This window comes from Noviherbaspirillum sp. (genome assembly GCF_035627455.1).
Classification (GTDB): domain Bacteria; phylum Pseudomonadota; class Gammaproteobacteria; order Burkholderiales; family Burkholderiaceae_D; genus Noviherbaspirillum.
This window is the reverse complement of sequence record NZ_DASPLS010000066.1, coordinates 38925-58771: the sequence shown is the minus strand read 5'-3', so window position 1 is coordinate 58771 and position 19847 is coordinate 38925. Positions and strand designations below refer to the sequence as shown.

Annotated in this window: 15 protein-coding genes; 10 read left to right on the top strand and 5 right to left on the bottom strand. The window is 64.8% G+C overall.

All coding sequences use genetic code 11. The annotated features are described in order from the left end of the window. The coding region (locus VEC01_RS12730) for a putative bifunctional diguanylate cyclase/phosphodiesterase (RefSeq protein WP_324901255.1) at window positions 1–1611 on the top strand (1611 nt) is incomplete at its 5' end. Window positions 1612–1836: 225 nt separating this feature from the next. Here the strand turns inward: VEC01_RS12730 and VEC01_RS12725 are convergent. Beyond that, window positions 1837–3066 carry a nucleoside recognition domain-containing protein gene (locus VEC01_RS12725; protein ID WP_324901260.1) on the bottom strand — a complete coding sequence of 410 codons (1230 nt, stop codon included), beginning with the start codon at window positions 3064–3066 and terminating at the stop codon, window positions 1837–1839. A 192-nt stretch (window positions 3067–3258) separates the two neighbouring features. Between VEC01_RS12725 and VEC01_RS12720 the strand changes: the two genes are divergently transcribed. Together VEC01_RS12720 and VEC01_RS12715 are read left to right on the top strand one after the other, a co-directional pair. Further along, window positions 3259–4398 carry an alanine racemase gene (locus VEC01_RS12720; RefSeq protein WP_324901254.1) on the top strand — a complete coding sequence of 380 codons (1140 nt, stop codon included), beginning with the start codon at window positions 3259–3261 and terminating at the stop codon, window positions 4396–4398. Continuing rightward, a complete protein-coding gene (locus VEC01_RS12715) occupies window positions 4388–4759 on the top strand; it encodes a response regulator (protein WP_324901253.1) in 372 nt (123 codons plus the stop codon). The genes VEC01_RS12720 and VEC01_RS12715 overlap by 11 nt, the downstream gene beginning before the upstream one ends. Before the next feature lie 57 nt (window positions 4760–4816). Here VEC01_RS12715 and VEC01_RS12710 read toward each other — a convergent pair whose 3' ends face one another. From VEC01_RS12710 to VEC01_RS12700, 3 genes are all read right to left on the bottom strand, one after another. Then, a complete protein-coding gene (locus tag VEC01_RS12710; protein WP_324901252.1) occupies window positions 4817–6982 on the bottom strand; it encodes a putative bifunctional diguanylate cyclase/phosphodiesterase in 2166 nt (721 codons plus the stop codon). Beyond that, window positions 6975–7958: an EAL and HDOD domain-containing protein gene (locus VEC01_RS12705; RefSeq protein WP_324901251.1), complete on the bottom strand. Its 984-nt coding sequence runs from the start codon at window positions 7956–7958 to the stop codon at window positions 6975–6977. The genes VEC01_RS12710 and VEC01_RS12705 overlap by 8 nt, the downstream gene beginning before the upstream one ends. A gap of 280 nt (window positions 7959–8238) precedes the next feature. Then, on the bottom strand, window positions 8239–8559 hold the full coding sequence (locus VEC01_RS12700) for a hypothetical protein (protein ID WP_324901250.1): 321 nt from the start codon (window positions 8557–8559) through the stop codon (window positions 8239–8241). Between the two features lie 188 nt (window positions 8560–8747). Here VEC01_RS12700 and VEC01_RS12695 point away from each other — a divergent pair, with 188 nt between their 5' ends. From VEC01_RS12695 to VEC01_RS12665, 7 genes are all read left to right on the top strand, one after another. After that, window positions 8748–9824 carry a GGDEF domain-containing protein gene (locus VEC01_RS12695; RefSeq protein ID WP_324901249.1) on the top strand — a complete coding sequence of 359 codons (1077 nt, stop codon included), beginning with the start codon at window positions 8748–8750 and terminating at the stop codon, window positions 9822–9824. A gap of 286 nt (window positions 9825–10110) precedes the next feature. Next, on the top strand, window positions 10111–10863 hold the full coding sequence (locus tag VEC01_RS12690; RefSeq protein WP_324901248.1) for a peptidylprolyl isomerase: 753 nt from the start codon (window positions 10111–10113) through the stop codon (window positions 10861–10863). Window positions 10864–10875: 12 nt separating this feature from the next. Continuing rightward, window positions 10876–13938, top strand: a complete 3063-nt coding sequence (locus VEC01_RS12685; protein ID WP_324901247.1) for a peptidase domain-containing ABC transporter — start codon at window positions 10876–10878, stop codon at window positions 13936–13938. Next, the gene (locus VEC01_RS12680) at window positions 13935–15248 is read left to right on the top strand and encodes a sigma-54 dependent transcriptional regulator (protein ID WP_324901246.1); all 1314 of its coding nucleotides are present in this window, start codon (window positions 13935–13937) and stop codon (window positions 15246–15248) included. Before VEC01_RS12685 ends, VEC01_RS12680 begins: the two co-directional genes overlap by 4 nt. A gap of 297 nt (window positions 15249–15545) precedes the next feature. Then, entirely contained in the window at window positions 15546–15920 is a 375-nt protein-coding gene (locus tag VEC01_RS12675; protein ID WP_324901245.1) for a hypothetical protein, read from the top strand. A 137-nt stretch (window positions 15921–16057) separates the two neighbouring features. Further along, entirely contained in the window at window positions 16058–16432 is a 375-nt protein-coding gene (locus VEC01_RS12670) for a hypothetical protein (RefSeq protein ID WP_324901244.1), read from the top strand. 136 nt (window positions 16433–16568) lie between these two features. Further along, window positions 16569–16931 (top strand): hypothetical protein, encoded by a 363-nt coding sequence (locus VEC01_RS12665; RefSeq protein ID WP_324901243.1) that lies wholly within the window; start codon window positions 16569–16571, stop codon window positions 16929–16931. An 18-nt stretch (window positions 16932–16949) separates the two neighbouring features. Here VEC01_RS12665 and VEC01_RS12660 read toward each other — a convergent pair whose 3' ends face one another. After that, window positions 16950–19784, bottom strand: coding sequence for a protein kinase domain-containing protein (locus VEC01_RS12660; protein ID WP_324901242.1), 2835 nt, complete (start codon window positions 19782–19784; stop codon window positions 16950–16952). Window positions 19785–19847: the final 63 nt, after the last annotated feature.

Below are 19847 nucleotides of genomic sequence, written 5' to 3'. Positions count from 1 at the left end.
GAAGGCATCTACCAGCGGCTGGGCTTGCGCGCCGGGCAACTGCTCGGCACCGGTTTCGGGGAGCACGTGGCCGATCCGAAAGCGCCGGGCTTTCTTGCCTGTGCCGATTGCATCACGTCGCGCCGGCCCTTCCACGACCTGATCTATCCCATCTGGTCGCTGAACGAACCGGGCGTGGTGCGTTTCCTGCGTATCTCGGGCGAACCGTTCAGCGAGAATGGCGTGTTCTGCGGCTACCGCGGCGTCAGCCGCGACGTCACGCATGAGGTCAGGACGGCGAATGCGCTTGAAATCCTTGCCACCCGCGACACCCTGACGGAACTGCCGAACCGCGCGCTGTTGCAGCAGCGCCTGAAGCAGCGTCTGGAAGAGCGCGCGGCGGACGAAGTGCTCGCCGTGTTTTTCATCGACCTCGACAATTTCAAGGAGGTCAACGATTCGCTCGGACATGCGGCGGGCGATTCGCTGCTCAAGGACATCGCGCGCACGCTGCGGCGCTGCGTGCGCCCGGACGACACCGTCGCCCGCCTCGGCGGCGACGAATTCGTGGTGCTCGCGGAGTGCCGGGCCGGCGAACTGCCCGCGGTAAGCCTGGCGGAAATCCTGTGCGCGGCGCTCGACCAGCCCTTCATGATCGAAGGCCATGAAGTCAAGGTCTGCGCGTCGATCGGCATCAGCATGTATCCGCAGGATGGCGACAGCAGCGAGGCGCTGCTGCAGAACGCGGACACCGCGTTGTACCGCGCCAAGGCGGCCGGCGGCAACAGCTTCCGCTTCTACACGCCGGAAATGGGGGCCGCGTCGCGCACCCGGATGTTGCGCCAGGCAGCGCTGTGCCATGCGCTCGAACGAAACGAATTCACCGTCTACTACCAGCCACGCGTGGACCTGCGCACGCACCAGGTTGCCGGCGTCGAAGCGCTGCTGCGCTGGACGCATCCGCAGCTCGGTCCGGTGTCGCCCGCAGATTTCATTCCGCTGGCCGAGGAAAGCGGCATGATCGACGAGATCACCGACTGGGTGCTGCAGCGCGCCACCCGGCAGGTACAGGTCTGGAGCCGGCGCTTCGGGCGGCCGTTCATTGTTTCCGTCAACCTGTCGGCGCGCCAGCTGCGCAACAGGAAGATCCTCGGTTCCGTCGCCCGCGCGCTGGCCCGCAGCGGACTGGGGCCGGCGCAACTGGAACTGGAGCTGACCGAGTCGGCGCTGATGGAAGACACGGAAACCGCGGCCCGGCTGCTGAAGGAACTCAAATCGTTCGGGCTGCGCCTGTCGGTGGACGATTTCGGCACCGGCTACTCGTCGCTCGCCTACCTGCGGCGCTTTCCCTTCGACAGCCTGAAACTGGACCGCTCTTTCCTGCTGCGGAACCAGGCCGACGAGGTCAGCCCGTGGAAGCTCGCCGAAGCCATCATCAACCTCGCGCACACGCTGGACCTGTCCGTGGTCGCGGAAGGCGTCGAATGCGAGGAGCATCTCGCCTTCCTGCGCACCACCGCCTGCGATGAGATCCAGGGGGCATGCATCAGCGAGCCGCTGCCGGCAGCGCGGCTGGAAAAACTGCTGCATGAGGCGTTCGCAACCGACGCCTGGGACAAGGAAGCCGGATAGCCGGAGGCGTGGCGGCCGCGGCGTCCGTTTGTCCCACCCACCCTACACCTTCATCTGGATGAGCTTCTAGTAGATCATCCAGATGATTTTGATGACTGGAGGACCGTAGGGTGGGTTGAGCAACGCGAAACCCACCATGTGCCTCGATGGGCGTAGCCAAAACGGTGGGTTTCGCCTGCGGCTCTACCCACCCTACGATCCTGCCAGATTCATCTGGATGATCTACTAGCCGAAGAACCAGTAGCAGACGAGAATGGACGCGAGCACCCCGGCCGCGTCTGCCACCAGCGCGCATCCCACCGCATGGCGTGCGCGCTGGATGCCGACGGCGCCGAAATACACCGCCAGCACGTAGAACGTCGTTTCCGTGCTGCCCTGCACGGTAGCGGCAACCAGCGCCGGGAAGCTGTCGACACCGGTGGTCTTCATCAGTTCGATCAGCAGGGCGCGCGCGGCGCTGCCGGAAAACGGCTTGACCAGCGCGGTCGGCAGCGCGTCGACGAAGCGCGTATCCCAGCCCACGAACTCCACCAGGTGGCGCAGTCCGCCCAGCGCCGCGTCCAGCGCGCCGGATGCGCGCAGCACGCCGACGGCGCACAGCATCGCCACCAGGTAGGGCAACAGGTTCTTCGCGACCTCGAACCCTTCCTTCGCGCCCTCGACGAAATTCTCGTAGACCGGCACGCGCCGCCATGCCCCGGCCAGCAGGAACAGCAGGATCAGGCAGAACAGCACGAGGTTGCCGAGCAGGGAAGAGAAGGCCGACAGCGCTGCCGCGGTCATGCCGGCCAGCAGCGCGATGAATCCGCCCAGCAGCAGCGCGGCGCCGCCCAGCCATGCCATCACCACCGGGTCGAGGATCTTGAGCCGCTGCATGGCGGCCACCGCCAGGAATCCGGCCAGCGTCGAGGCGCTGGTTGCCAGCAGGATGGGAAGGAATACCAGGGTCGGATCGGCGGCGCCCTGTTGCAGGCGATACATGAAGATCGACACCGGCAGCAGCGTCAGCGAGGAGGCGTTGAGCACCAGGAACAGGATTTGCGCATTGCTGGCCGCAGCCGGCGTCGGATTCAGTTCCTGCAGCGCGCGCATCGCCTTCAATCCAATCGGGGTCGCGGCATTATCGAGGCCGAGCGCGTTGGCCGTGAAATTCAGCGTGATCAGTCCCAGCGCCGGGTGCCCGGACGGCACTTCCGGCATCAGCCGGCGAAACAGCGGCGACAGCAGGCGCGCCAGCATTTCCACCAGTCCGGCCTTCTCGGCGATGCGCAGGAAGCCGAGCCACAGCGTCAGCGTGCCGAACAGCAGGATCATGACTTCCACCGACAGTTTCGCCATCGCAAAAAGGCTTTCCACCATCGCAGCGAATATGCCGGCATCGCCGCCCGCCAGCCAGCGCCCGAATGCGCTTGCGGCGGCGACAACGAAGAAGCCGAGCCAGAGGCCGTTCAGCATGGTCAGCCCCGGCTCGCGCCGCGGGGTGTAGCGCAAAGGAAATTCCGATGGAAGGTAAGGGACAGCGTCATGGTCAGGCGATCCTGGGGGAACGGCTCACGTAAAATAGGCCAAGGCGTTGCATGTTAACATCGACGTTATCGCTGCGGCGTGCGCCGTGGCATCTTTTTCCTCGTATTGCAGAAGACAATCGTGACAACTTCACAAGAGCTGCTCTCCCGACTGGCCACGCCGGCCATCGTTCTCGACCGCCAGCGCCTGCTTTCCAATTGCGCCCGCATGGCGGAGCGCGCGCGCAGCGCCGGGGTCAGGCTTCGGCCGCACCTGAAGACCGCCAAGTGCGCCGAGGTGGCGCGCCTGGCTACGTCCGGACAGTCCGGCGGCATCACGGTGTCGACGCTGGCCGAGCTGAATTATTTTTTCGAGGCCGGCTTCCGCGACCTGACCTATGCGGTCGGTATCGTTGCCGCCAAGATGGACGCGATCGAATCCCTGATCCGGCGCGGCGCGCAGGTGCGCATCCTGCTCGACTCGGTGCAGGCGGTCGCCGATCTGGCGGCCCGAGGCAGCGCGCTCGAGGTGCCGGTGCTGATCGAAATCGATTGCGGCGGCCGCCGTGCCGGCGTTGCTGCCGACGGGGACGCGCTGCTGGCGATCGCGCGCCATATCGAAGAGGCGCCCGGACTGGTCCTGGACGGCGTCCTGACGCATGCCGGCCAGGCCTACCATGCCGCCAGCGCCGCCGTGCGCAGCGAGATCGCGCGCGCGGAGCGCGATGCGGCGGTGTGCGCGGCGCGCCGGTTGCGGGATGCGGGGTACGCATGCCACACCGTCAGCATCGGTTCCACGCCCACCGCACTAACCGACATTCCGTTAACTGGCGTAACGGAGATTCGGCCAGGTGTGTATATGTTCATGGACCTCGCGCAGGCCGGGCTCGGCGTGTGCAGGCCGGAGGATATCGCCGTCAGCGTGCTGGCGACCGTGATCGGGCACCACCGCGAGGCCGGCCACCTGCTGGTCGATGCCGGCGCGCTCGCGCTGTCGAAGGACACCAGCGCCGGCGAGTTTGCGCCGGCAACCGGCTTCGGCGCCGTGTGCGACATCGACGGCCGGCCGGTTCCCGGGCTGCATGTCGCCGACGTCCACCAGGAACACGGATTCGTACGCAGCAGCGGCGGCCCCGTTCCCTTCGACCGTTTCCCGGTCGGCTCCCGGGTGCGCATCCTTCCCAATCATGCCTGCATGACGGTCGCGCCTTACCCGCAGTACGAGGTCATCGATACCGACGCCGGAACGCTGTCGCACTGGACCAAGACATATGGCTGGTAAGCGGATTCTGGTGATCGAGGACGACAGCGCGAACCTGCGGCTGATGCTGTTGCTGTTGAATGCGGCCGGACATAGGGCGAGCGGCGCCGCGAACGGCGAGTCGGGGCTGGCCGCGATGCGGCAGGACCTGCCTGACCTGGTGCTGTGCGACGGCTGCCTGCCCGACATTGACGGTTTCGAAGTCATCGGGCGCGTGCGGGCAGACGCCGGCCTGGCGCGCGTGCCGGTGATTGCGGTGACGGGCCTGGCGCGGTCAGGGGAAACAGACCGGTTGCTGGCTGCCGGATTCGACGGCTGCATCGGCAAACCGTTCGATATCAAGACTTTCGCAGCCGATGTGGGGCGCTTCCTCGAGCGGTAGGCGACCTGCGGTGTCGGCCGGTGCGGCAGGTCGGCGCCCGTTACGCGGCGACCACCCTCATTTGACCTTCGCGGTGTCGCCGGCGCCGAGGTCCAGCCGCCGGTTCTCGCGCACCATGCGCTCGAAGTCCGCCGGCGGGACCGGCGGGCTGAACAGGTAGCCCTGCAACTGGTCGCACCCGAGATCGCGCAGGAAGGCCATCTGTTCCGGCGTCTCGACGCCTTCGGCGACGATTTCCTGGCGCAGCTGCTGGCCCATCGTTACGATCGCGCGCGCGATCGCGCAATCGTTCTCCTCGTGCGGCAGGCCGATCACGAAGGCGCGGTCGATCTTGAGCGTGCTGATCGGGAATTTCTTCAGGTAGGCCAGGCTGGAATAGCCGGTGCCGAAATCGTCGAGCGCGAGCGCGAGCCCGCGCGCGGCGAGATCGTTCATGATCGGAATCACCGCTTCCGGCCCGCGCACCAGCAGCGTTTCGGTGATCTCCAGCTTGAGGCGATCGGGCGCCACCCGGTGCCGCTCGAGCACGTCCTGGATATGGTCGGGCAGGTGGCGGTCGAACTGGCGCGAGGACAGGTTGACCGCGACCGGCGGCACCTCGATGCCCGCATCCTGCCACTGCCGGATCTGACGGCAGGCTTCTTCCAGCACCCAGGTTCCCAGTTCCAGGATCAGGCCGGTTTCCTCGGCCACCGGGATGAAGATGCCCGGCGATACCATGCCGCGTTCCGGATGCTTCCAGCGCAGCAGCCCTTCCGCGCCGACGATGCGTCCGCTGCGCAGGCTGACCTTGGGCTGGTAGTGCAGAAGCAGCTGATCGCCGGCGAGCGCCCGGCGCAGCTCGCTCTCGAACCACAGGTGTTCCTTTGCCCGCTGGTTCATTTCGGGGCTGTAGAACATGTAGCCGTTTTCGCCGTTGTCGTGTACCCGGGTGCGGGCGGCATCGGCAAAGCGCAGCAGCGCCGCCGTCTCCATGCTGTCTTCCGGGTAGACCGATATGCCGACCGAGGCGCCGATGCGCAGGTGGTGGTTGTCGATCTCGAACGGATCGTCGAGCGTGGCCAGCATCTTGTTGGCGACGATGCCCGCGTGTTCGCGCTTCTGGATGTCGAGCAGCGCGACAGCGAACTTGTCGCCGTCGATGCGCGCCAGCACGTCGCCGTCGCGCAGCACCTGGCGGAAACGCCCGCTGATCTCGCACAGCAGCGCGTCGCCGACTTCCGGGCCGAGCGTGTCGTAGATCGAATGGAAGCGCTGCAGCTCGACCACCAGCAGCGCGCCGTGCGACTTGCTGCGCCGCGCGGCGGTCAGCGCCTGGCCGACCAGCTGGTGCAAAAGCGCGCGGTTGGGCAGGCCGGTCAGCGTGTCGTAGTTGGCCAGCCGCTGCATGCGCGCCTCGGCTTCCTTGTAGACGCTGATATCGGAAAAGATGGAGAACGCATGTGTGGTCTCGCCCTTGTCGTTGCGCACCACGCTGATCGTCACCGATTGCGGAAACACCTCGCCGTTCTTGCGCCGCCCCATGATTTCGCCGTGCCAGGGTCCGCCGCCTTTCATCGCGCCGCGCACCTGCGCGCGGAAGTCGGCGCTATGCTTGCCCGAGCGCAGCAGGTCCGGCGTCTGGCCGATTGCCTCCGCCGCCGAGTAGCCGGTGATGCGGGTGAACGCGGTATTGACCGAGACGATCCGTTCCTCGGCGTCGGTAATCAGGATGCCCTGGTCGCTGTCTTCGATGATACGCGCGTGCAGCCGCAGCTTGTCCTGGTACGACAGGCGCTCGGTGATTTCCGACATGCGCGCAACCATGCCGGCCGGGTTGCCGGCTTCATCGGTAGTCATCGTCAGCGCCAGGCTGGCCCAGAAGATCTCGCCCGATTTCTTGCGTCGCCTGACTTCCATCAGGGAATCGCCCTGCTCGAGGAAGAGTTCGGCGACTTCCTGGTCCTCGTCTGCATACAGGAACAGCACATGCTGGCCGATCGCTTCCGCAGCGGTGTAGCCGAACAGGCGTTCGGCGCCCTCGTTCCAGCCTGTCACATAGCCGGCCAGGTCCATCGTGATCACCGGTTCCGCCGGCTTTGCCGCCTCGCCGTCTTCCGTACCCCGCAGTGCGGCGAGCGCGGCTTCCAGGGCGCTCAACGCCTGCAGCTGCGCCGCGCCATCGAGGTCGCGCGCGTTGCGGCAGAGCGCAATGCAGCGGTCGATGGCACTTTTGTCAGGCATGTGCGCCCCCGCCGCTTTCGCGCACGACGTCCAGCATCCAGAGATGCGCCTGCACGATAAGAAGATTGAAATCCGTGTGCGCAACCGGGACCGCGGCCAGGCCGGCCGCAAGCACGTCGAGCTCGGATCGCTCGGCCGCTTCCACCAGGGTCAGCAGGCGGCCGACGTCGCCTTCATGCCGAAGCAGCGCGCCCATCAGGTGATCGCTGATCTTCAGCGGCCGCAGCACTTCCTCGAGCGGCATGCCGAACAGGATGCCGAGCAGGGAGAACATGCCGGCCATGAAGGCGGTTTCCTGTCCGGACTTGTCCAGGCCGGTCTCCCTGGCCAGCAGCTCCATCAGCCGTGCCCGCACCGCCACGCGCGCCAGAAGCATCGGCGAGCGCTCGTCGCCGGAACGCGCCGAAAACAGCATCAGGTTGAGCCAGCGGCGCAGCTGCGCGCGTCCGAGGATGAGGATCGCCTGCGCGAAGCTCGTGATCTGCCGGCTCATTCCCATGCCGAGCGAGTTGACCAGTCGCAGCAGGTGATAGGAAAGCGCGGGATCGCGGCGCAGCACCGCTTCGATTTCATGGGTGTCGGCGTCCGCCGACACCAGTTGCACCAGTTGCAGCGCCAGCGCACGGGATGCCGCCTGGCCGCGGCCGGGCTTGGCCGGCGGCGCCAGATACCAGCGGCCGGCGAGCCACCGGACTTGCGGCGGCAACCCCGGGGCGCACGCTGCGTCGGCATGCAATATCACTTCCGGCTCGACGAGGGTACAGCCGGCGGCGGCGAGGGCAGAAGCCATTTCGGCCGCCAGCCCGGGGCGGTAAGCCAGGCAAGGAAAGCGCTGCGCCAACTGCACGAAGTCTTCCTGCTCCAGCAGGGGCTGCAGCAGTCCGGGCGCGCCGTCGCCGATGCCGAGAAGCAGAGCGGCGGGTTTCCGGTTTTTATCGGCAAGCAGATCGACGGAAAGAAGCGGTACAGCGGGCATGGGCAGTCGAGCTCTGTGGAGTTGGAGAACATGTTACTCCAACGATCCGATATTGTTGATTACCGGAAAGAACTAGACGGAAAGTCTGGTGGCGGAAGCCAGGCTCGCGGACAGGAAGGCAAGGCGCGCGCCTCAAGCAAGCGTCGAGGCTATTTGCGGACCGGGGTCAAATGTGGAGAGTTGAGCCGGAGCCCCGTATTTCATCTTTGAATCAGGGGCCGGAGGGCGGGGGACCGGCGGCCGGGACGGGACGCCGGCCGGGGATGAAGCGCAGGGGGATTCAGCGGAAGGGAACGCACTTGGATTTGCGGATCGCGGTCTTGCGGGCTTCGACCACCTCACGCAATGCCGCCGCCAGCATTTCCTGCCGCCGGGTCGGCGGGATCATGTGGGCCGTGACGCTATACGCGCGGACGGCCCGCTCAAGGTTACGCAAGGCGCGCAATTCTTCGCTGTGTTGCTCGTCTAGCATCATGGATTTTTTCTTCCTGTTCAAAAGCTGCTCGGTATTCCCTAGACCGGGATTTCGCGCGCTTGTTCCCTGGAGGAAAAATTTCTTATGGAAAAAGAAGCACGAGAGCGCCTGGCTGCAGGAAAGCACGGGCGTTCGATTTTTAGTGGAAAGCCTCTAAACATAGTGAAGATCGAATAAAACGGCATGTTTATAATTGGTTGCTAAAGTTGCACCGGGGAAATAGGATTCGATTCCAGGCCGGATGCCGGCGCGTACAGGAACCGGGCTGCAAGCCGGGGCGCGTTAGCGGCAGCCGCGAGAAAAGCAGGGTGGGTATGGATATTCCAGTAACGGCCTCGCAGTCCAAAGTCTTTCCGCTCAATCTCGGCAGCGAGATGGGGCACGCATGCTTTCGCCTTACCGGCACGGTTGCCTTTTGCGTCTACCTCGCGCTGGCGTACTTTTCAGGTCATCTCGGCTCGCTGAACAATGCGGTGGTCGGCGTCTCGGCCTACCTCGCGTTCTCGGCGATCTGGATCGCGGTGGTCGGCCTGTCGCTGCTGACTTTCCGTACCCGCCGCATGCTATCCATCGTGCTCGACCAGGTGGTTTTTGCCTTTGCGATCTACCATGCCGGCGATGCCGCCGCGTCGGTGATCTGGGCATCGGTAGTGATGGCGATCGGCAACGGCCTGCGCAACGGGACGGGTTACGCCCGCCTGTCGTCGGTGCTGGGCGGGGTCTCGGTCGGCATTGCGTTGTCGCTGTCGCCGTACTGGCATACAAGCAAGTTCGTGATCGAGGGCATCGTGCTGTCGATCCTCGTGCTGCCCGCGTACACCCAGATGCTGTCGCAGCAGATTGCGCAGGCCAAGCGCGAGATGCAGCAGCGTGCCGCCCGTTTCGAGTCCGCGTCGCTTACCGATTCCCTGACGGGGCTGATGAACCGCTCCGGCTTCTTCCAATGCCTGCAAAAACTGATTGACGATGTTGCTCGCAACGGCACGCGCAGCGCGGTCATGCTGATCGATCTCGACGGTTTCAAGGCGATCAATGACGTCTGCGGCCATGCGGCCGGCGACGAGGTGCTCAAGCATGTCGCAACCCGCCTGCATGACTGTACCGAGGGCACCGGGCGGGTGGCGCGCATCGGCGGCGACGAATTCGGCATTGTGGTGGCCGACGCGTCCAGCCTGGCGGAACTCGAGCGGCTGGCACAATCGCTGATCGATGCCGTATCCGGCATGCAGGTCGCCGGCCGGCAAGACCTGAAGCTGGGCGCCAGCATCGGCATCTGCCTGCTGCCGGACGACGATTGCCGCGACGAGACCCGCATCATGGAAACCGCCGACCGCCTGATGTACCAGGCAAAGAAATCCGGCAAGAATCAATACCGGATCAATCCTTCCTGACAACGCGGCTCGCAAATCATCGGCGGGCATGCCCCCGGGCCGCCGCAATCGTCACGCTTTCGCGCCGGGTTTGAGGCGCCGCAAACGTCTCCCGCGCCAACATCCTAAGGTTGCTGTAGCACTCGACTGCGCAAGTCCTCCCTTTCCCGCAGCCATTCCCTTTCCTGTCAGGAAAGCCGCATCGCAGCGATCTTGCGCAATCTCCAACCACTGGGCCGGCCGCCTTGAATCGCTGTTTTACCGGACGTCCAAGAAGGCCGCCGCCCGCGCTCCACGGAGAGAAGAAATGACGGCGATTGTGCGCATCGACGATGAAGAGGTCGGCATGGCGGATTTCGTCAGGACCCTCAAGCTTACCGGACAGTTCGAAAGCCTTATCGAGCAACTTGTGCGGGACAAATTGACGGTCAGGGCGGCGAAGAAACACGGGATCAAGGTGAGTCCGGACGACATCCAGGAACGCGCCGACAACTTCCGCCGCGTACAGGGCCTGCACCGGGCGGCCGACATGAACAACTACCTGAACGCGATGGGCGTCTCCCTCGACGAGTTCGAGACTTTCGTTACCGACAGCCTGTATCAGGAAAAGATGATGGCCGAGGTGTGCAGCGACCAGGCTGTGCAGAAATATTTCAAGCTGAATTCGCCGCGCTTCGACAGCATCGAAGTCAGCCATATCGTGCTCGACGGCGAGGGCAAGGCCAAGGAAATGATTTCCTACCTGCGCGACGATCCCGACAGCTTCGAGGAAATGGCGCGCGAGCATTCGGTAGCCGACACGCGCGAGCAGGGCGGGCTGATCGGCAAGGTGCTGCGCGGTTCGCTCAAGACCGACATCGAGGCAAAGGTGTTCAACGCGTCCGAAGGCGACCTGCTCGGGCCGTTCCCTTCCGCCGATCGTTCCTTCTTTGAAATCTTCAGGGTCAACGCCAAGCATCCCGCGTCCCTCGACGAGGAAACCGCCGCCGAAGTGCGCCGCCTGTTGCGCGAGGAGTGGCTGTTTGCCCGCGCGCAGGAGCACATCATCGAAGTCCGATAGCCGGACCGCATCATGGACGCCGCGCAAAAGCCGCAGCAATCCCTGGCGGACTTCCTGTCGTCCGTCGAAATCCTGTCGCCGTTTTCACGCGAGGAAATCGAACGCCTCGCCGCGCACGCGGAGTCGCGCTTCTTCGCGTTCGGCGACACCGTGTGCAATGCGGGCGACCCGGCGGAAGGCATGTTCGTGGTGAAGTCCGGCTCGGTACGGGTGTTTACCGAGGAGCACGGCAAGGAAATCAGCATGGGCGTGCGCAAGGAGCGCGAGGTGATCGCCGAAATCGCGATGCTGCGCGACTACCGGCATGAATCCTCGGTGCGCGCCTCGCTCAAGACCGAGCTGCTGTTCATCCCGCGCAAGGTGATCGAGCCGCTGATCGCACGCAATCCGGCGGCGCTGGAATTCGTCGCCAGTTATGTCGCGATCAGTTCCGCCGGCGGCCTGGTGACGCGCCTGTTCGACCTGCGCGGCAAGGTGAACAAGGCGGAGCTGGAAGAGTTCGTGCGCAGTGTCGGCGTCAAGCGCGTCGCGGCCGGGCGCGAGATCCTGAAGCAGGACGGGCGCGAGGACCGCCGCCTGTACGTGATCCGGCATGGCGAGGTGAAGCTTCTGCGCACCGAGGAAGACACCGAATATCCGCTGGCCACGCTGCGCCAGGGCGACATTTTCGGCGAGAAGGCGTGTCTGATGCGGCAGGAGCAGATGGCGACGGTGACCGCGGTCACCGATACCACGCTGCTGGTGATTCCGGAAAAGACCATCCACCAGATCCTGGAACGCAACCCGAAGCTGCGCGAGGTGCTGGAAGACCGCATCCGCATCATCGAGCGCGAACTGCAGCGCCAGAAGAAACTCGCCGAGCGGCGCAAGCGCCCGATCCTGCTCGACCTGCAGACCAAGCCGGAGAGCGGCGAAAAGGTGATCAAGCGCTTCCCGCTAGTGGAGCAGGCGGAAGAAATGGACTGCGGCGCCGCCTGCCTGGCGATGATCTGCAAGCATTACAGCATTCCAATGACCCTCGGCAAGCTGCGCGAAATGGCCAACGTCACAACCCAGGGCGCGACGCTCGACAGCCTGGCGCGCGTCGGCGACTCGCTCGGCTTCGCCACGCGCGGCGTGCAGTGCACCTATGAAGCGTTGCTCGGCTTCCAGCTGCCGTTCGTCGCGCATTGGGAGGGCTATCACTACATCATCGTGTACGGCGTGTCGAAGAGGCATGTCTGGGCGGCCGACCCGGCGGTCGGCTTCAAGAAGATGACGGTGGAGGAATTCGAGCGCGGCTGGAGCGGCACCTGCCTGGTCTTCACGCCCGGGCAGGACATGGCGCAGCTGGCGGCAACGCGGTCGCCGTGGATACGCTTCGTCGGCTACCTGAAGCCGTACAAGAAAATCCTCGCGCACCTGTTCATGGCGACCTTCGTGATCCAGGTGCTGGGACTGGTGCCGCCGCTGATCATCCAGAACATCCTCGACGGCGTGATCGTGCACCAGAACGTCAGCCTGCTGCACCTGCTGATCGTCGGGCTGGTAATCTCCAACGTGTTTACCCAGCTGATGGCGACGATACGCTCCTTCCTTGCCAGCTTCATGGTGCGCAACCTGGATTTCGCGATGATGTCGCACTTCTTCAAGCACACCATGTCGCTGCCGTTCTCGTTCTTTGCCAAGCGCAAGACCGGCGACATCCTCGCGCGCTTCCAGGAAAACCAAACGATCCGCGCGTTCCTGACCGAGTCGACCATCACCACGATGCTCAACCTGCTGATGGTGTTCATCTACTTCACCATCATGTTCCTGTACAACGTGAAGCTGACGCTGGTGCTGATCGCCTTCGTGATCCCGATCCTGGCGCTCACGGTGATCGTATCGCCGCGCATCAAGAACTACGCGCGCGAAGCCTTTGCCGTGGGCACCGACGCCCAGGCCTTTCTGATGGAATCCCTGGGCGGCGTGGAAACCGTCAAAGGCATGGGCATCGAGCGCCCGGTGCGGCTGAAATGGGAGCGCAAGTACGCGAAATCGCTGGAAGTGCAGTATCGCGCGCAGACCTTCAACATCTGGGTCTCGCTTGCCGGCCAGGTGCTCAATGCGGCGACCACCATCGCGGTGCTCTGGGTCGGCACCGGCCTGGTGCTGGCGCGGGAGTTGAGCATCGGGCAACTGATCGCCTTCAACGCGCTGATGGGCAGCGTGCTGGCGCCGCTGATGGGGCTCGTCGGGCTGTGGAACCTGATGAACGACGCGGCGGTGGCAATGGAACGCCTCGGCGATGTGCTCGACATGGAACCGGAGCAGAAGCCGGCGGACCGGCCGTCGCGCGTGGTGCTGCCCGACCTGCAGGGCGAGATCCGGCTGGAAAACGTCTACTTCCGCTACGGCGGCAACGACACCGCCTATGTGCTGGAAAACATCAGCCTCGACATCAAGCCCGGGGAGCTGGTCGCCATCGTCGGCCGCAGCGGCTCCGGCAAGACCACGCTGGCCAAGCTGCTGGTCGGCTTCTACACGCCGACCGAAGGCAAGATCATGGTCGACGGCTATGACATGAACGTGATCGACAAGGATTACTACCGCGCGCAGGTCGGCTATGTCATGCAAAGCAACCTGCTGTTCTCCGGCACCATCGCCGAAAACATCGCCAGCGGCGATGACAGCCCGGACCGCAGGCGCATCGAGGAAGTGGCGAAGATGGCCGACGCGCATGCCTTCATCTGCAAGCTGCCTCTCGGCTATGAGCAGGTGGTGGGCGAGCGCGGCGTCGGCCTGTCGGGCGGGCAGATCCAGCGGCTGTGCATCGCGCGCGCGCTCTATCACGATCCGCGCCTGCTGGTGTTCGACGAGGCGACGTCGGCGCTGGACACGCAGTCCGAGAGCAACATCATGGGCAACATGCAAGACATCCTCGAGGGGCGCACCGCAGTCGTCATCGCGCACCGCCTGTCCACCATCATGCGCGCCGACAAGATCCTGGTGCTGTATGAGGGCGCGATCGTCGAACAGGGCCGGCACGACGAACTGGTCGACCGGCGCGGCATGTATTACGAACTGGTGCAGAAGCAGTTGAGCGCGGCATGAAGATACTCGACCAGCCCATCGCAGGCGGTTCGGCGATCTCCTATGCCGGATTGCTGGAAAAGATAGAAATCCTGCGCTCCGCGCTGCGCTGGGCCTCGCGCCTGGATCGTCCGGAAATCGAAAAGCTGCTGCGCCAGTCGAGCGCGCTGCGCGATGAAGTGATGCAGCTGTCGCACAAGGAGCGCTTCGTGCGCGCGGCGAGTTCGGCCGAGCCGGTGGAGCCGATGGAGCGCAGCGGCGGAGAACGCCGGCGTGCCTTGCTCGACCGCAGCTTCGTTTTCGAGGGAACCTTCGGCGACAATCCGAAGCTGCTCGAAGCGCTGGAAATCGCGGAAAAGGCGGCGCCCACCGACCTGCCGGTACTGGTCGACGGCGAGAGCGGCACCGGCAAGGAACTGATGGCAAAGGTGATTCATGCGAACGGCTCGCGCGCCGACAAGCCCTACATATCGGTGAACTGCGGTGCGATCCCGGAAAACCTGCTCGAATCCGAACTCTTCGGCCACCGCAAGGGTGCCTTCACCGGCGCCGCGAACGACCGCAAGGGCAAGTTCGAAAGCGCGCACAAGGGCACCATTTTCCTCGACGAGATCGGCGAGCTGCCGCTGGCCGGCCAGGTGAAGCTCTTGCGCGTGCTCCAGGCGCACGAGATCCAGCGCGTCGGCTCGGACGAGATCATCCACGTCGATACCCGCATCGTCGCCGCGACCAACAAGAACCTGCGCAAGCTGATTGCCGAGGGCAGCTTCCGCGAAGATCTGTTTTACCGGCTGAGCGTGATCCAGGTGACGCTGCCGCCGCTGCGCGAACGGCGCGACGAGATTCCGCTTCTGATTTCCTTTTTCGGCGACGAGGCGGCCGAGGCGCTGAAACGCACGCCGGTGAAGATGACGCCGCGCCTGCGTGATTTCCTGCTCAATTATCCCTATCCCGGCAATATCCGCGAACTGCGCAACCTGATTTACCGGTTGTCCTGCCTGGGCGGCGACGTAGCCGACATCGTGCACCTGCCGGACGATATCCGGCCGTCCGCGCCGGCGCGCGCCGCGTACGATGCGATCGCCGGACTCGACAACGGCGGCTTCAAGCTGACCTCGCTCTCCGATGCCAAACGCGCCGCCAGCGATGAAGCGGAGCGCGCCTTCCTCGAGCGCGGCTTGAAGGAGGTCGGGGGCACGGTCGCGGAACTGGCGCGGCGCTGCGACATGAACCGTTCCCACCTGCAGATGTTGCTGAAGAAGCACGGCATACGATCGAAAGACTTCCGCCAGCATCACGGGAACGCAGACGACAAGAGCAAGGCGCACTAGGAACGGTGCGCTGCATTGCCGCTTTTGCCGTGCCTTGATCCGTCCGAGCGCTGCAATGGGACGGCGTACCCGATCGCATCGTGTACGTCCGGCGGGCCCGGAAACGGCGGGACTCCGATCCGTCTGCCACCGTTCGCGCGTATATCACATTCACGCGTGCAGCTGCTCATGCAAGTTTTGCATGGCACCATAAAAACCCCGCATTTTTCTTCCTGCCTGAATTTCACTATCCTGCCCGGGTGCAAGATTTATCAACCGTCGCGGACAGCGCCGCGACTAAATAACTGAGGGGAGACAATGAAGACTACCGTCCTGAAACGATGCATCGCGCCGGTGCTCCTGCTGTCGGTGATGCAGGCGGCCACCGCGGCCGAAACCTACTGGGTCGCAGCCGAGGTTTCCTCCCGCTATACGTGCGCGTCGGTGGAATGCGGCATTGTTGGCAACTTGCGTTTAGGGGACAAGGTGGAAGTGCTTGAACTGAAATCCGAGATGGCGCGGATCACTCAGCAATATGACGCGAAATGCGTCAACGGACGCAGCAGCCTCGTTAAGCACGGCAACGACCAGTGCAATGCGAAGAACGGGATCCCGAACGGCACCCTGGCAGAGTGGGTTCGGAGGGTAGAGCTGAGCAAGCAAAAAACGTCATCCACGTCTCACCAGCAGTAGGGCAGGAAGCCATCTCCGTCAGCGGCCGCTTGATTCCCGGCCGCCGGAAGCTGACGCATGATTTCACTATCCTGCCCGGGTGCAAGAATTATCAACCGTCGCGGACAGCGCCGCGACCAAATAACAAAAGGGAGACAATGAAGACTACCGTCCTGAAACGATGCATCGCCCCGGTGCTCCTGCTGTCGGTGATGCAGGCTGCTGCCGCCGCCGAAACCTACTGGGTCGCAGTCCCGGTTACCCAACGCTACACGTGCCCATCTCTGGAGTGCGGCAGTGTCGGCCTCCTGCGTGAAGGGGACAAGGTGGAAGTGCTTGAACTGAAATCCGGCTGGGCGCGGATCACCGAGCAATATGACGCGAAGTGCGTCAACGGACGCACAGCTCTCGTTGAGGACAGCAACAACCAGTGCAATGCGAAGAACGGCATCCCGGACGGCACCTTGGCGGAGTGGGTTCGGAAGGTAGAGCTGAGCAAGCAAAAAACGTCATCCACGTCTCACAAGCACTAGGGCAGCAAGCCATCTGCATTAGCGGCCGCTCGCTTCCCGGTCGCTCGGAGTGCCGCATGATTTCACTATCCTGCCTGGATACAAGAATTATCAACCGTCGCGGACAGCGCCGCGACCAAATAACAAAGGGGAGACAATGAAGACTACCGTCCTGAAACGATGCATCGCCCCGGTGCTCCTGCTGTCGGTGATGCAGGCGGCCACCGCGGCCGAAACCTACTGGGTCGAAATTCAGTCCGTGCGCTACACATGCGCGTCCTCGGCTTGCGGTGTTCTTGGCTCTCTACGTGAAGGGAGCAAGCTGGAAGTGCTTGAAGTGAAATCCGGCTTTGGACGGATCACCGAGCAATATGACGCGAAGTGCGTCAATGGGCGCAGCAGCCTCGTTAAGGCCGGCTATAACGAGTGCAATGCGAAGAACGGCATCCCGAACGGCACCGTGGCAGAGTGGGTTCAGATGGAGTATCTGAGCAATCAGGCCCCGTCTCACAAACACTAGGGCAGGAAACCATCTGCGTCAGCGGCCGCTCGCTTCCCGGCCGCCCGGAGCTGCCGCATTAGTGCCGGCCGGGCCCGCCTTCACGCCTTCGGCAAACACCATCCTGCCGTTTTCGGTGCGCCTGTCGTCCCTGAACTCGCCTTCCCAGAAGCTGCCGTTGGCCCAGGTATAACGGCCCTGGCCCTGGCTCTTACCGCGCACCCAGCTGCCTTCATAGACGTCGCCGCTCTTGAACCGCGTGCTGCCTTGCCCGTGCGGAACGCCATTGCGCACATCGCCCTCGTAGCGGCTGCCGTCGGCGAAGACGATGATGCCGTGCCCGTTCGGTGCGTCGTTCGCCCAGTCGCCGCTGTAGCGCTGGCCGTTGGCCCAGATGAACTTGCCCCGGCCCTCCTTGCTGCCGCGCACCAGGGTGCCTTCGAACTGGTTGCCGTTGTTCCAGACAATCTTGCCGGTGCCGGAAACGCTCCCGGTTTTCGGATCGGTGGTGAAGTTGCCGGACATTGTCTGGTCAGCCAGCACGATTGTCCGCTTGCCGGATGATGCCGGTGCGGGCGACGGGACAGGTACCTGGGCAGGCGACGCTTCCAGCGCCGGCGGCGGCGTGCTCTGCTCGGGAGGCCGCTTCGATTCCGCAGGGACGGCCGGCTCCGGCGGCTTGATGCCGGCCTGCTTCGGGAGCGCATCCTGCACCGCGGGTGCAGCCGGTGCAGCGGATGCAGTGGATGCAGCTGCTGCGGCCGCGGCCGGCACCGCCGCGGGTGTGTCGGATTTCGCTGCCGGCGGCACGGAAGCTGCAGGTGCCGGCAGCGCAGGGACCTCCGGCTGGGGGCGCTCAGCCCGCAGCGCGGGAGGGCGCAGGCTCTCCAGGCGATCCCGCGCCAGCGCCGCATAACGGCCTTTCGGGTAGCGTCGCAGATAGCCTTCATAACCGGACACGCTGTTTTGGGCGGTCGCTTCGGTCCAGCGCGCCTCTTCCGGCGAAGCCGGCGGCTTCGGCTGACGGATGCTTTCCAGCCGCAGGCGTGCGATTTCTGCATAACGGCCGCGCGGGAACTCGCGCAGATATTTTTCGTAGCCGCCCGCCTTGTCGGAATTGCCGGCCTGCCGCCACAGGGCGTCCTCGCGCGAGCGCGCGGTCGCTGCAGCGGCCGTCGCCGGAGGCGCCGGCGTGCCGGGCCGGGCGGCATTCCCGGGTGTTTCCGGCGCCCGAGCGGCCGGAGGTTCAGCCGGCGCTGCCTTTGCGACGGGCGGCGGCGGTTCCGCTTCCTGTGCCGCCGGTTCCGCTTTCTGTGCCGGTGGTGCCGCTTCCTGTGCCGGTGGTGCCGCTTCCTGTACCGGTGGTGCCGCTTCCCGCGCCGGCGGTTCGGTGACGGCAGGTGGCGGCGACGGCGCGGCGCTGGATGGTGCCGGGGGCGGCAGGCTCGCCTGCGGCGCCGGCGGCGGTGTCACCGGTGGCGCAGGCAGTGCCGCCGATGGTGCCGGTTCCGGCGGCGGGCGTTCCGCGTCCTGTTCCGGCACCTCGCTCGCGCCGGACGATTCATAGGTGACGCCGCGGTCGGTGCCTGCCATCCATGGCAGCGGCACATCGAGCAGTGTGCGGTTGATGCCGAGGTAGACCCCCGAGGCAACACCGGCGGCGAGCAGGACCGCGAGCAGCGGCCATTCGCGCCGCCGCTTCGGCGCCTGTGCGGCGGGACGCGGGGGCTGCTGCGTGGCGCGCTGCGGTTTCGGCGCCGCACGGCCGGCGGCGGCGGGCGCCATGCGCGTCTTCATGTCGGCCATCGGATCCGGCTGGCTCAGCGCCGGCGGCGGCTGGCGGCGCGCAGGATGGGCGGTGCGCAGTACGGTCGTGGCCCAGCCGCCGTCCGCCTGCGGCAGCGTGCGCGGCGCGGTATCCATGATGTCAAGCGCATTGCGCAGTTCCGCGATCGACCGGTAGCGCTGCTCGGGCTTTACCGCGAGCGCCTTGTCGAGCACCGCGAGGAAGCCGCTGCTGTAGCGGCCCTTGCCGACTTCCCGCGCCGGCACCAGTTCGTCGTGCACCATGCGCGCGACCGCCGGCGGCGGGGCCTTGCCGGCGACCAGGTAATAGACGACGGCGGCCAGTGCATAGATGTCGGTCCACGGTCCCTGGCGCAGGCCGGCGATGTCGGCATACTGTTCGATCGGCGCATAGCCGGGCTTGAGGATCGCGGTCAGGCATTGCGTGAGGTCGCCGATCACCCGCCGCGCGGCACCGAAGTCGAGCAGCAGCGGCCGTCCGTCCTTGAGCAGCAGGATATTGTCGGGCGCGATGTCGCGGTGCAGGCAATGCCCCTCGTGAATGATTTCGATCGCATCGATCAGGTCCGCCAGCAGGATGCGGATCCAGGATTCGCTCGGCGTCACGCGGCGCTGCTTGAGCGCCTGTTTCAGGGTGATGCCGTCATAGAAAGGCATCACCATGTAGGCGGTGCCGTTGCCTTCCCAGAAACGGTGGACCTTGACCAGCGATGGCGAATCGAATTGCGCCAGCATCCGCGCTTCATTGATGAAGCTCTTCAGGCCGGCGGTGAACGTCTCGGCATTGTGCTCGGAGCGCACCGTCACCGCGAGTTTGGTGGTGCGTTTGGCCAGGCCAGATGGCATGTATTCCTTCAGCGCGACCTGGCGCTCCAGAGAGTGGTCGTAGGCAAGATAGACAATGCCGAAGCCGCCTTCACCGATCAGGTCCAGAATTTCGAATTCGCCGAGGTGGGTGCCGACCGGCAGCACGTTGGCGCCGTGGTCCGCGTCGCTGTCCGCCGCGGACGGCTTGAACGGCGTGCGGCGCGTGCGCAATGTGGTCTTTTGATTGAATTCGTTCGTCATGAAAATCTACCGAATCTTTCGAGCTGGACAGTCGTGCCAGGCGTGTGCTCCGATGCCGCCCGC